Annotated in this window: 10 protein-coding genes; 4 read left to right on the top strand and 6 right to left on the bottom strand. The window is 63.2% G+C overall.

The features are described 5' to 3' along the window. Window positions 1-41 precede the first annotated feature (41 nt). The 4 genes from purH to RAK07_RS10620 form a co-directional block, all read right to left on the bottom strand. Window positions 42-1,601 carry a bifunctional phosphoribosylaminoimidazolecarboxamide formyltransferase/IMP cyclohydrolase gene (gene purH, locus RAK07_RS10635; RefSeq protein WP_305732809.1) on the bottom strand — a complete coding sequence of 520 codons (1,560 nt, stop codon included), beginning with the start codon at window positions 1,599-1,601 and terminating at the stop codon, window positions 42-44. Between the two features lie 144 nt (window positions 1,602-1,745). Continuing rightward, window positions 1,746-2,786: a selenide, water dikinase SelD gene (selD, locus tag RAK07_RS10630; RefSeq protein ID WP_305732808.1), complete on the bottom strand. Its 1,041-nt coding sequence runs from the start codon at window positions 2,784-2,786 to the stop codon at window positions 1,746-1,748. Between the two features lie 12 nt (window positions 2,787-2,798). Next, window positions 2,799-3,749: an adenosylcobinamide-phosphate synthase CbiB gene (gene cbiB / locus RAK07_RS10625; RefSeq protein ID WP_305732807.1), complete on the bottom strand. Its 951-nt coding sequence runs from the start codon at window positions 3,747-3,749 to the stop codon at window positions 2,799-2,801. Further along, a complete protein-coding gene (locus RAK07_RS10620; RefSeq protein WP_305732806.1) occupies window positions 3,749-6,070 on the bottom strand; it encodes a cobyric acid synthase in 2,322 nt (773 codons plus the stop codon). Before RAK07_RS10620 ends, cbiB begins: the two co-directional genes overlap by 1 nt. Window positions 6,071-6,183: 113 nt before the next feature. Between RAK07_RS10620 and RAK07_RS10615 the strand changes: the two genes are divergently transcribed. After that, complete coding sequence (locus tag RAK07_RS10615; RefSeq protein WP_305732805.1) at window positions 6,184-6,696, top strand: cyclic nucleotide-binding domain-containing protein; 513 nt, start codon at window positions 6,184-6,186, stop codon at window positions 6,694-6,696. Window positions 6,697-6,703: 7 nt separating this feature from the next. Here the strand turns inward: RAK07_RS10615 and RAK07_RS10610 are convergent, their stop codons facing one another. Together RAK07_RS10610 and RAK07_RS10605 are read right to left on the bottom strand one after the other, a co-directional pair. Next, window positions 6,704-7,519: a lytic transglycosylase domain-containing protein gene (locus RAK07_RS10610; protein WP_305732804.1), complete on the bottom strand. Its 816-nt coding sequence runs from the start codon at window positions 7,517-7,519 to the stop codon at window positions 6,704-6,706. A 6-nt stretch (window positions 7,520-7,525) separates the two neighbouring features. Continuing rightward, the gene (locus RAK07_RS10605) at window positions 7,526-8,920 is read right to left on the bottom strand and encodes a sigma-54 dependent transcriptional regulator (protein ID WP_305732803.1); all 1,395 of its coding nucleotides are present in this window, start codon (window positions 8,918-8,920) and stop codon (window positions 7,526-7,528) included. 312 nt (window positions 8,921-9,232) lie between these two features. On the opposite strand from RAK07_RS10605, the gene RAK07_RS10600 reads away from it, so the two are divergent. The 3 genes from RAK07_RS10600 to RAK07_RS10590 are packed head-to-tail and all read left to right on the top strand — an operon-like array spanning window position 9,233 to window position 12,485. Continuing rightward, complete coding sequence (locus RAK07_RS10600; RefSeq protein WP_305732802.1) at window positions 9,233-9,739, top strand: chemotaxis protein CheW; 507 nt, start codon at window positions 9,233-9,235, stop codon at window positions 9,737-9,739. Window positions 9,740-9,791: 52 nt separating this feature from the next. Further along, window positions 9,792-11,624 carry a chemotaxis protein CheA gene (locus RAK07_RS10595; protein WP_305732801.1) on the top strand — a complete coding sequence of 611 codons (1,833 nt, stop codon included), beginning with the start codon at window positions 9,792-9,794 and terminating at the stop codon, window positions 11,622-11,624. 33 nt (window positions 11,625-11,657) lie between these two features. Further along, the gene (locus RAK07_RS10590) at window positions 11,658-12,485 is read left to right on the top strand and encodes a CheR family methyltransferase (RefSeq protein ID WP_305732800.1); all 828 of its coding nucleotides are present in this window, start codon (window positions 11,658-11,660) and stop codon (window positions 12,483-12,485) included. Window positions 12,486-12,488 lie beyond the last annotated feature (3 nt).

Below are 12,488 nucleotides of genomic sequence, written 5' to 3'. Positions count from 1 at the left end.
CTGACTATTTTTGAGCAACCCATGGGTCATTCAAGAATTTGTTAATGTCTGAAGTGTCGCATCGACGTGAAGATCATGGCAATGCCGTGCTCATTGGCCGCCTGGATCACCTCTTCGTCCCGCACGCTGCCGCCCGGCTGGATGATGGCGGTGACACCGGCTTCAGCCGCGGCATCGACCCCGTCCCGGAACGGGAAAAAGGCGTCGGAGGCCAGCACCGTTCCCTGGGTGGGGAGCAGCGCCTTCTGGACGGCGATCTTGGAGGAGTCGACCCGGGACATCTGGCCGGCACCGATACCGACGGTCTGGTCCTTGCTGGTGAAGACAATGGCGTTGGACTTGACGTGCTTGCAGACCCGCCAGGCAAAATCAAGGGCCTCCAGTTCCGTGGTGCTGGGAGCCCGGCTGGTGACCACCTTGCAGTCCGTGGCGTTGACCATGCCCAGGTCCCGTCCCTGCAGCAGCAGGCCGCCCACCACCCGCTTCAGGTCGTAGCCGGTCTGGAGCTGGTCGCCCAAAAGCGGCACCTGCATGACCCGCACGTTCTTCTTGGCGGTGAAGATGGCCAGGGCTTCCTCGTCGTAACCGGGTGCGATGACCGCCTCCAGGAAGGTGGAGGTCAGTTCCTTGGCCGCAGCGGCGTCCACGGTGCGGTTGAAGCCGACAATGCCGCCGAAGGCCGATACCGGATCGCACTCTCGGGCTTTCAGGTAGGCGGAGAGGGGGGAGTCTCCCAGGGCAACGCCGCAGGGGTTGGTATGCTTGATGATGACTGCGGCCGGTTTGCCGGTGAACTCCTTGACCGTCTCGATGGCGGCGTCCAGGTCGATGATGTTGTTGAAGGAAAGCTCCTTGCCCTGCAGCTGCACGGCATTGGAGACGCAGGGCTCGGTGATGCCCCGCTCGATGTAGAAGGCCGCCGACTGGTGCGGGTTTTCGCCGTAGCGCAGATCCTGGGCCTTCTTGACCTGCAGGGTGAAGGTTTCCGGGTATTCCGTCGGTTCACTCCCCAAGCGGGCCCCCAGCCAGTTGGAAATGGCACCGTCGTAGGCGGCGGTATGCTGGTACACCTTGACCGCCAGGCGGAAATTGGTGGCTTCGGAGACGCTGCCGCCGGTGGCTTTCATCTCCTCCAGCACTGCGGCGTAGTCGGCGGCATCCACCAGCACGGTGACGTCCCGGTTGTTCTTGGCCGCGGAGCGGAGCATGGTGGGGCCGCCGATGTCGATGTTCTCGATGGCATCTTCCAGGGTGCAGTCAGGCTTGGCCACGGTGGCTTCAAAGGGGTAGAGGTTCACCACCACCATGTCGATCGGCTCGATGCCGTGTTCCTGCATCTTTGCCCGGTGCTCCGGGTTGGAGCGGATTCCCAGCAGGCCGCCGTGCACCTTGGGATGCAGGGTCTTCACCCGGCCGTCCAGCATCTCGGGGAACCCGGTGAATTCGGAGACGTCCTTGACGGTCAGCCCCGCGTCCCGCAGCAGTTTGGCGGTACCGCCGGTGGAGAGGATCTCCACGCCGTAAGCGGCGAGTGCCTGTGAAAGTTCAACAATGCCTGTCTTGTCGGAAACGCTGATCAGCGCCCGCGTGATTCTGGCCATGACGGTACCCTCATTCGTATAGTGGATTCTGGCTTAATGAACGGAAACTGCGTGGATGGCGGAATAGAACGCCTGCATTTGTACCATGGTCGCATCGTACTGCCAAGAGCTTTTGAACAGCTGAATCGTATACAACACGCGCTTTCAGGCCACGAGAACCGGCTGGGCGCGTCCGGGCAGAACGGCACCGACGGGGCGGGCAAAGACTCCCGCTGCGGCGGCGTCCGCCAGGAAGGCCGCGGCGTCGTCCGGGGCACAGGAGATCAGCAGGCCGCCGGAGGTCTGGGGATCGAACAGCGGCAGCAGTAAATCCGGCACGAGGCTGGTGCTGTCGATGTCCGGCAGGTAGCAGTCCCGGTTGCGGTAGCAGCCGGCCGGCACCATGCCGTCGGCGATCAGGCCGGAGAGGCCGCCCATGAGCGGGATGGCGGCGTGGTCCAGGCGGATGGTCACCCCGGCACCCTTGGCCATTTCACAGCAGTGGCCGATCAGACCGAAGCCGGTGATGTCGGTGCAGGCGCTTGGGCGGTGGCGCAGCATCAGCTCGGCGGCACGGCGGTTCAGGAGCGACATCCAGGCCACCGCCTCCGCTTCCTGCTCCGGTGTGGCCAACTCTCCCTTGACGGCGGTGGCGATGATGCCGCTGCCCAGCGGTTTGGTCAGCACCAGCAGGTCGCCGGGGCGGGCGGTGCTGTTGCGCAGTACGGCTGCCGGGTGCACGGTGCCGGTCACCGACAGGCCGAACTTCAGTTCGTCATCCTCCACCGTATGGCCGCCGGTCAGGCAGCAGCCGGCTTCGTCCAGCATCTCCTGGCCGCCGGCCAGGATTTCGGCCAGCACCTCCGGCGGCAGCGAACAGGCCGGGAAAAAGACCAGGTTCATGGCGGTGACCGGCCGACCTCCCATGGCGTAGATGTCCGACAGGGCGTTGGCGGCGGCGATCTTGCCGAAGGCCCGGGGATCGTCCGCCGGCGGGGTGATCACGTCGCAACTCTCCACCAGCGCCAGGTCGGGCGTCAGGCAATAGACTCCCCCATCGTCGGACGTCTCGGGTCCCACGAGCAGGCGGGGGTCGTCGGAACGGCGCAGTCCCGACAATGCGGCGGCCAGGCCCTCCGGGCCCAGTTTAGCCGCTCAACCGGCCGCTTTGACGAGGTGTGTCAGTTTGATCTTCGTGCTGGTCATGGTATCAGTCCGTTACTGCAAAACCGTCAGAAATGCAATGCCCAACAGCGTCATGGCGATGGTGGCGGCGTACATCAGCCGCACCGCTCCCCGGTAGGCGGCGATGTCGAGGGGGCGCGCCGGGTCGCCCAGGCACGGTTTGTCCTTGAAAACGCCGCCGTAAAAACTGCCGCCACCCAGCCGCACCCCCAGTACCCCGGCCGCCGCCGCTTCCGGGTGGCCGCTGTTGGGGGAAGGGTGGTTGCCGTGGTCCCGTTGCCAGATGCGCCAGCCGTTGCCCGCGGAGAGTCCGACCAGCGGCGCCGTGGCCACCATCAGCAGGGCGGTGAGCCGGGCCGGCAACAGGTTGGCCAGGTCGTCCAGCCGGGCCGAGGCCCAGCCCATGCGGTCGTAGCGCTCGTTACGGTATCCCACCATGGAGTCCAGGGTGTTGATCGCCTTGTAGGCCAGCCCCCCCACCGGTCCGGCCACGGTGAGCCAGAACAGCGGCGCGATGATGCCGTCGGAGCTGTTTTCCGCCACCGTCTCCACCACGGCCCGCAGGATCGCCTCCCGGTCCAGGTCCGCCGTGTCCCGTCCCACAATCCGTGAGAGCAACTGGCGGGCCGCCGCCAGGTCGTCCCGCTCCAGGGCCGCCACCACCAGGGCCGATTCCCGGTGCAGCGAGCGGGCCGCCAGGCAGGTCCAAGCCAGCAGAACGCCGGCGGCCTGTGCCAGCAACGGCGAGAGGAGCTGCAGCAGCCGGAGCAGCGTTGCTGCGGCCGCAACGGTCAGCAGTACGGTCAGGCAGCAGAGCAGCAGGCCGCCGCCGTAGCCGTCCAGCCCCAGGCGCCGGTAGAACCGTTCCTGGAGGGCGATCAACCGGCCGATCCCCACCACCGGGTGGGGGAGCCAGCGGGGGTCGGCCAGCAGCAGGTCCAGCAGCAGGGCTGCTGCCAGCAGTTCCGGGGTGGGGAGAAACATCAGGCAAGGCCGCAGATGGCCAAGAGCCGGGGGATGTCCAGATGACTGGCCAAGTGGTCGGCCAGCCGGTCGTAGGGATCCGGCGGCGGCGGCGCGGCATTCCGCTCCGGCAGTCCCTTGGCCCGGCGCAGCCGGTTGAGCAGGGCTTCCCGCAGCGGCGGGTCGTCGAACAGGCCGTGCAGGTAGCTTCCCGCGATCCGGCCGTCGGCGGAAACGGCGCCGTCCGCTTCATGGTCCAGCCGAAGGAACGGTTCGGCGGCACCGATGATCCGGCTGATACCGGCGTGGATTTCGTAGCCCTGTACCGGCTGGTGCCAGCCCGGGGCCGCCAGGGCGGCACCGGCGGCAGGGCTCGCCGTGGTGAGGCGGGTGGTTTTTTCCGGCAGCAGCACGGTATGGACCGGCAACAGTCCCAGGCCGGTGGCCGTGGCAGCGAGCGACTCCACCCCATCGGGGTCTTGCAGCAGTTCGCCCAACATCTGGTAGCCGCCGCAGACCCCCAGGATCATACCGCCGAAGCTGTTCAGGGCGCGGTCGAAGCCGCGGTCGCGCAGCCAGGCCAGGTCGGCCATGGTGGCCTTGCTCCCCGGCAGGATCACCAGGTCCAGCCCGGCCAGCTGCTCCGGCCGTTCCAGGTAGCAGAGCCGCAGGTCCGGCTCCCGGATCAGCGGTTCGAAATCGGTGAAGTTGGAAATGCGGGGCAACCGCAGCACCCCCACGCAGAGCCGGTCAGCAGGACGGTTGCCGTCGTCGGTGGGCGGCAGGGCCAGGGAATCCTCCGCCGGCAGGGCCAGATCCCGCAGCCAGGGGACCACCCCCAGCACCGGGATGCCGCAACGCTGCTCGATGAACTTGAGCCCCGGCTCCAGAATGGCCGGGTCGCCGCGGAAGCGGTTGATCACCACCCCCTTGATCAGGTCCCGTTCCCACGGCTCCAGCAGTTCGATGCTCCCCACCACCTGGGCGAAGACCCCGCCCCGTTCGATGTCCGCCACCAGGATGGCCGGGGCGTTGCCGGCCAGTCTTGCCACGGCCAGGTTGGCGATATCCCGGTCCTTCAGGTTGATCTCGGCAATGGAGCCGGCCCCTTCCATGACCAGGAAGTCGCTGCGCTGCTGCAGCCGCTCCAGGCTTTCCTGCACTTTTTCCCAGGCAACCGGTTTGTAGCGGTCGTATTCGGCCACCGCCATGACCCCCACCGCCGTGCCCTGCACGATCACCTGGCTGCCGGTGTCGGTGGTGGGTTTGAGCAGGATCGGGTTCATGTCGGTGTGGGGGGGGATGCGGCAGGCAACGGCCTGCGAGGCCTGGGCCCGGCCGATTTCGCCCCCTTCCGGGGTTACGGCGGCGTTTAGGGCCATGTTCTGGGATTTGAACGGCGCCACCCGCAGACCCCGGCGCAGCAGCAGGCGGCAGAGCCCGGCGGTGATGGCGGACTTGCCCACGTCGGAGGCGGTGCCCACCACCATCAGCGCGGCAGGGGAGGCGGTGCGGGACGGCGGTTCCGGTGCTGCCGTTTCGGTGCTTTGCCCTGTCCCGGCAAACTCCCGCTTGTTTTCGTAGCCCCGGGGGGTGACCATTCGGCCGGCCCCATCCACGAAGGTGCTGCTGTTGCCGATAATGACCAGGGTGGACATATCCACTGTGCAGGAAAGCAGTTCGCCAAGCGTCGTCACCTCCACCTCCTCGTCGGGGCGGCAGGCGTTGCGGACGATTCCCACCGGCGTGGCGGCGGGACGGTGCAGCAGGCAGAGCCGCCGCGCCTCTTCAAGCTGGCTGGTGCGGCGGGTGCTGCGGGGGTTGTAGAGGGCGATGACGAAATCGGCGGCCGCGGCGGCGGCCAGCCGGGTCCGGATGGTATCCCAGGGGGTGAGCAGGTCGGACAGGGAGATGATGGCGGTGTCGTGCATGAGCGGCGCCCCCAGGCGGGAGGCTGCCGCCTGCAGGGCGGAAAGCCCGGGAATGACTTCCACTGCCAGCCGGGTATCCCCCTCGGCCGCCAGCAGCTCGAACACGAGGCCGGCCATGCCGTAGATGCCGGCATCGCCGCCGGAGATCAGGGCCACCCGGTTTCCGTGGCGGGCCCGTTCGATGGCCAGGCGGCAGCGGTCGATCTCCCGGGTCATGCCGGAGGTGAGCACTTCTTTTGTCTGGGCCAGATCGCCCAGTTGGTCGATGTAGGGGCCGTATCCCACCAGGATGTCGGCGTCGGCGATGGCGGAGCGGGCGGCGTCAGTCAGGTGGGCGGGGGAACCGGGACCGCTGCCGATAATACTCAGGCGGCCGGTAGCCGGTTGTGCGCAGGAGGCGGATTGTTTCATGGCGGCGAATGATACGGGAAGGGCTTGCAGGCTTCAAGAGCTTTTGCAGCTATGGCTTGTAATCCTGTGTGCTTTGGCTACAATGATCCGCATTTTGGGTAAGGAGTGCTGAGATGGAGTCTCTTGACGAGCGGCTCAGAGTGGCAGGCATGGAGCGCCAGAACCTTTCACTGCAGGAGCGTGTCGCCCTGCTGGAGCGAAGCAGGCTGGGAGCCGGGATGGGCACTAAGGAGCTGCAGACCCTTGCCAGCTACTGCAAGCCCTGGCTGGCCGGAGTCGATACCGTGCTGTTCCGTCAGGGGGAGTACAGCGACTTTCTCTGTCTTGTCTGCCGTGGGCGGGTGGCGGTTATCAGGGAGGACCGTTTGCAGGCAGGCAAGGAGATCGCCACGGTCGGGCCGGGACAGACCGTGGGGGAAATGGCGCTGATCGACCGGGAGGCGCGGTCGGCCTCGGTCGTGGTTCGTTCACCGGTGCAGGTTTTGGTGTTGGACGAGGAATCCTTTGATCGGATGGCGGAAGAGGTGCCGCGACTGTGGGGCAAGGTGCTGAAAAACCTGGCCTGCGTTCTCAGCAGGCGGTTGCGCCAGACCAGCGGCATTCTGGCGGAATATCTGGAACTGTAGGCGGGAATCAGGCGGTGAAGCCGGTATAGTACTGCTTGACCTTGACCAGGTACTCCCGTGTTTCCCGGGGGAGACGGTCCGGTTTCCGGTCTACGTTGCCGGGACCCCAGTTGTAGGCCGCCAGCGCCGAATCCACATCGCCGTTGTAGCGATCGAGCAGGCTCCGCAGAAACCTTGTTCCTCCCATGATATTCTGCTCGGGATCGAAGGAGTCAGTGACGCCAAGTCCCCGTGCCGTTGCCGGCATCAGCTGCATCAATCCCTGGGCACCGGCATGGGAGACTGCCCGGGGGTTGAAATTGCTTTCCGCCTTGATCACCGCACGGATCAATCCCGCTTCGACACCATAACGCCGGGAGGCTTTCTCAATCAGGTGGTCCAGGCCTGGCGAGCTCCTTTCGGACCTGGGAGCTGCCGCAGGTTCTCCGGAGATGACGCCGGACACGTCGGCATCGGCAAGCATCCGCTGCTGCGGGGGTGCTGCTGCTTTGGGGGCATCCGCCGGCAGGTTGGCCAGGTAGGATTGCATCACGGCGGGAGCCTGGGGCAGGGCCGTCGGCAGCGGCAGCAAAGGGGCGCTGTCAACGCTTTCGTCGTCGAGCAGCGCGTTCAGTGAGGTCCGCAGGGTCGACAGGCGCAGGGACTCGGCGGCCTGGTGCAGCTCTTCCGGGCTGCCCTGCTTCAGTCGGGCTTCCTGCACCGCGATCCGCTCCAGGCGCTCGGCAAAGCGTGATGAGGCTGCCGGAGCGCCGGAAGGTGCCGCTTTCCGCTCCGTGGCCAGGGCCAGCGAGGGAAGGGTGAATTGTGCGGGATTGAGTGCCATGACTCCTCAGCTTGCCTGCAGATTTTTCTTCTTCAGTTTTTCTATCAGAGTGGTCCGCTTCAGATTCAGCAGTGCGGCCGCTTCCTTCTTGTTACCGCCGGTTCGGGCCAGGGCAAGCTGGATGAGGCGGCTTTCAAAGGCGTCAACAGCACTGTTCAGGCAGATCCCCGCCGCTGGCAGCTCTTCAATGCCGGTGGGCTCCGGCAGAGAGACGCCAGCAGGTGCCGATGGCGCAAGCGACGGCGTCGGCAGATATTTTTCCGGCAGATCGTCGGGGGTGATGAAGCCGCTTTCCTTGATGGTCACCATCCGTTCCACCAGGTTTTCCAGTTCGCGTACGTTTCCCGGCCAGGAGTAGTTGCAGAGGATTTCAAGGGATTCGCGGGAGAATCCCTTGACCAGCCGCCGTTTGTCGCGGTTGAACTGTCCCAGGAAGTGACTGATCAACAGCGGAATATCTTCGCGCCGCTCCCGCAGCGGGGGCATGGTGATCGGAATCACCGAGAGGCGGTAGTAGAGATCCTCCCGGAAATCCCGGTTGGCCACCTGTTCTTCAAGGTTCTTGTTGGTGGCGGCGATGATCCGCACGTCAACCTTCTGGGAGCGGGTCGAGCCCACCGGTTCAAACTCCTTGGTCTGCAGCACGCGCAGCAGCTTGACCTGCAGGTTTGCCTTCATATCGCCGATTTCGTCCAGAAACAGGGTTCCCTTGTCGGCAATCTCGAACCGGCCGGCACGGTTGGCGTAGGCACCGGTGAAGGAACCCTTGACATGACCGAACAGTTCGCTTTCCAGCAAATCTTCCGGGATTGCCGCGCAGTTGATCGGCACAAAGTTGCGATTGCTCCGTCCCGACAACTGGTGTATGGCCCGTGCTGCAAGTTCCTTGCCGGTTCCCGACTCCCCCTGGATCAAAACTGTGGCGCTGGATTCGGCCACCTTTTCAATCATTTCGAACAGGTGCAGCATCTGGCGACTCTTGCCGATGATGGTGGAACAGAGAAAATGGGGGTATTCATCGGCCGGCGGATCGGGGTTCCGTGAGCTGAGGGCGTGGTACTCCTGTGCCCGCATGACCATGCTTTCCAGCTCGTCCAGGTTCAGCGGTTTGGGCATGAACAGCCAGCGCTCGTCCTGGGGCAGTATGCGGGCACTTTCCGCCTTGTCGTAGGCAATAACCACCAGATCGTTGTCGGCGCCTGTTTTCAGGATGTTCGGCATCCGGGCCAGCAGGGTGGGCAGATCGGTGATCAGGGTTCTGGGGGGAGGGGATGGTGCGTCAAAAAAACCGACATCATTGTCCACAATGGTGGTGTCATAGCCTTGGTATGTCAGAAAAGCCAACAGCAGGTCGCGGGTCTTCCGGTCATCGTCAAGGATGAACAGTTTGCTGTTGGACATTGATAACCACCTCTTTTTTCAGCGACAGTGTGAGCAGCACTTCAGTGGTGTTCAGTATAGTGGGTGTTTGTGTGTGTGTCAATAATCTGACTGGTAGTGTCGGGGCATGCTCCATCCCCGGATATCTCTGCACAAAGAAGATGTTCTATATCCTTCTCTGCCCTTGCACAGACCTGCGGAGCATGGTAAAAGTAACCGCCTGACTGCGGCCGGCCGCCTGACGGGCTGCCCGCGTCGGCCCCCTGCCGCGTCGCTCCGGCACCTCGCACATTCATTGAATTCGATATACAGAACCGGAGGAGGTCGTTCACTATGTCAAATGCCTTGGTGCCGATGAAGGCGGTCGATGGCCATGCCGGTGATCGCGGCGAGCTGATCCAATTGGTCAGCTTCAGCCTTGATAACGAGGAATACGGCGTTGACGTCCTGAAGGTACGGGAGATCATCCGGATGCCGATCATCACCCGGGTGCCCAACACGCCGCACTATGTGCAGGGGGTCATCAACCTGCGGGGCAAGGTGATTCCGATCATCGCCATGCGAGCCCGTTTTGGGCTTTCCTCCGCCGGCCACGACAAGCAGACCCGCATCATGGTCATGGATGTCAGCGGCGAGCTGATGGGATTCGTGGTGGACTCCGTTTCAGAGGTCATCCGCATCTCCAGCAGCGAGATACAGCCGTCGCCGGCAGTCATGACCAGTGGCATCGACCAGGAGTGCATTTCAGGGGTGATCAATCAGGCCGACCGCCTGTTGGTCCTGCTGAACCTCGAAAATATGTTCTCTGCCGAGGAACGTCAGTTTTTCACCAACATGTAGCCGGCTTCCGGTGCGTCTATTCCACTCATCACAGCACGACTAGAGGTGTGCGATGCCCATTGATTGCGAAGATCAGGAACTGCTTGAAGGCTTTCTCACCGAGACGGCGGAACTCCTTGAAAAGCTGGACGACGACCTGGTTGCCCTGGAAAAAGCTACTGACGATACCGATCTGATGAACCGGATCTTCCGGTCCATTCACACGGTCAAGGGCGCTTCCAGCTTTCTCGGGTTCGACCTGTTGGTGCGGGTTACCCACAAGACCGAGGATGTGCTGAACCGTCTGCGCAAGGGCGAGCTGACCGTCACACCGGAAATCATGGACGTGATTCTCGAGGCGACGGACCTGGTAAAAACCCTGGTGGCGGACATCAAGGGGGGGGATATCGTCGATCGGCCAATCGACGAGACGGTCAACAAGCTGATCCCGCTGTTGTCGATGCCGGCCGCACATGCTGAGGAGCCCTCTGCCGTCGGCGCAGAAGAAGGAGCTGTTCCGGAGACGTCGTCGGAACAGCCGGCCCCGGTTGAAGCGGTTGCTGCCGCCGAGCCTGTTTCCGCTCCCCAGGGACAGCAGCCCTCTCCGCCCTCCCCGCCGCCGGCCGTCAGCCGTCCGGCTCCCGACCCCCCCAAGAAAGCGGCGCTGCCCAAGGCAGCCGACAAGGGAGGGGACGATCTTTCCGATAACACCACGGTGCGGGTCGATGTCAAACGCCTCGACGACCTGATGAACCAGGTCGGCGAACTGGTGTTGGAGCGGAACCGGATGATCCAGCTCAACCAGGATCTGCAGAGCGGCACCTCGGATGAGGTGGCCTTTGGCGAGGAGTTCGGCAAGCTGACCAAGCGGATGAACTTCGTGACCTCGGAGCTGCAGATGCAGGTTCTGAAGATGCGGATGATCCCGGTGGAGAAGGTGTTCAAGAAATTTCCCCGTATCGTACGCTCGCTGGCCCGTGACTTGGGCAAGGATGTCGATCTGCAGATATTCGGCGAAGAGACGGAGCTGGACCGCTCCGTGGTGGACGAGATCGGCGATCCGCTGATTCACCTGATCCGCAACGCCATGGATCACGGTCTTGAGACTCCTGAGGAGCGGGTTGCCGCCGGCAAACCCGGTACCGGCACCCTGGTACTTTCCGCTGTTCACGAGGGGAACTCCATCATCATCAGTATCAAGGACGACGGCCGGGGGATCGACACCGAGCGGGTCGGTCAGAAAGCCATCGAGAAAGGGCTGATCACGCCGGAGCAGTTGTCCATGCTGAGCCAGCGGGAGATGTTCGACCTGATCTTCCTCCCCGGCTTCTCCACCAAGGACAAGGCCTCCGACCTCTCCGGCCGCGGTGTCGGCATGGACGTGGTGAAGACCAACATCAAGAAGCTGAACGGCCTGATCGAGATCAAGAGCGAGAAGGGGCTGGGGTCGGAGTTCATTCTGCGGCTGCCGCTCACCCTGGCCATCATCCAGTCGCTGCTGGTGGATGTGGAGGGCGAGATCTACTCGATTCCGCTTGCTTCTGTTCTGGAGACCCTGCGGGTTGACCAGCGGGAGTTCCATGTCATCGGCGGTCAGGAGGTCCTGAAGCTGCGCGACATGGTACTGCCCCTGATCCGCTTGGAGCAGGTGTTCAAGGTGCAGCGGCAGAGCGATCCCGACCATTTCTGCTACGTGGTGGTGATCGGTGCCGCCGACAAGCGGGTGGGGCTGGTGGTGACCCGCTTGGTGGGACAGCAGGAAGTCGCCATCAAGTCTCTGGGCAACTACCTGGCCAACGTGCCGGGGATCGCCGGTTCAACCATCCTGGGAGATGGCCGCGTCACCCTGATCATCGACCCGGTGGGGATGATCGATGGCGGTGAGGGAGCCGCCGCAGGACGCTGACAGGAAAGCGACACCATAAGGAAGGAACCGACTGTGGCAATATCTGACAAGGACTTCGAACAGCTGCGTGATTTTATCTACAATCTGTGCGGCATGTATTTCCATACCACCAAAAAGTACTTCCTGGAAAGCCGTCTGACCCGCCGTATGGAGGTAACCGGCGCCAAGAGCGCCATGGATTACTATGCCCTGCTCAAGTCGCCGCGTGGCGGGGAGGAGTTGCGTTTCCTGCTGGACGAGGTTACCACCAATGAAACCTATTTCTTCCGCAGCGTACCGCAACTGAACGCCGTCGAGAATAAGTTCCTGCCGGAGATCGTGGAAACCAAGGGCAAGATGGGCTTTCGCAAGTTGCGTATCTGGAGTGCCGGTTCCTCCTCCGGTGAGGAGGCCTACACCTTGTCGATGATGCTTCTGGAGAAGCGGGCCACCATCCTGAAGGATTGGATCATTGAAATCATCGGCACCGACATCAACGAGACCGTGCTGGCCCAGGCCCGCGAGGGGGTCTACAACGCCTACTCCGTCCGTAACGTGCCGGATCTGTACAAGCGCAAGTACTTTAAGGAGGATGCCGGCAAGTTCATCCTCTCCCCCGATGTCAAGAAGTTCGTCACCTTCAACAAGCTGAACCTGTACGAAGATAATAAAATGGTCTTCATGAAGAGCTTCGATTTCATCTTCTGCGCCAACGTGCTGATTTACTTCGATCTGGCCTCCAAGTCAAAGGTGGTTCAGCATTTCTACAACAATCTGCAGCCGTACGGTTACTTTTTCGTCGGCCAGTCCGAGTCGCTGCACGGGGTGAACGACAAGTTCAAGACCGTCCATTTTCCCGGCGGCTTCGGCTACAAGAAGTAACAG

The sequence above is a fragment of the Trichlorobacter ammonificans genome (assembly GCF_933509905.1).
Classification (GTDB): Bacteria; Desulfobacterota; Desulfuromonadia; order Geobacterales; family Pseudopelobacteraceae; genus Trichlorobacter; species Trichlorobacter ammonificans.
This window is presented reverse-complemented; position numbering and strand designations above follow the sequence as displayed.

Excerpts from the sequence above, each read along its gene's own strand:
- RAK07_RS10600 (WP_305732802.1), top strand. The coding sequence starts at position 9,233 with ATGTCAAATGCCTTGGTGCCGATGAAGGCGGTCGATGGCCATGCCGGT.
- cbiB (WP_305732807.1), bottom strand. The coding sequence starts at position 3,749 with ATGTTTCTCCCCACCCCGGAACTGCTGGCAGCAGCCCTGCTGCTGGAC.
- RAK07_RS10620 (WP_305732806.1), bottom strand. The coding sequence starts at position 6,070 with ATGAAACAATCCGCCTCCTGCGCACAACCGGCTACCGGCCGCCTGAGT.
- RAK07_RS10615 (WP_305732805.1), top strand. The coding sequence starts at position 6,184 with ATGGAGTCTCTTGACGAGCGGCTCAGAGTGGCAGGCATGGAGCGCCAG.
- purH (WP_305732809.1), bottom strand. The coding sequence starts at position 1,601 with ATGGCCAGAATCACGCGGGCGCTGATCAGCGTTTCCGACAAGACAGGC.
- RAK07_RS10595 (WP_305732801.1), top strand. The coding sequence starts at position 9,792 with ATGCCCATTGATTGCGAAGATCAGGAACTGCTTGAAGGCTTTCTCACC.
- RAK07_RS10610 (WP_305732804.1), bottom strand. The coding sequence starts at position 7,519 with ATGGCACTCAATCCCGCACAATTCACCCTTCCCTCGCTGGCCCTGGCC.
- RAK07_RS10605 (WP_305732803.1), bottom strand. The coding sequence starts at position 8,920 with ATGTCCAACAGCAAACTGTTCATCCTTGACGATGACCGGAAGACCCGC.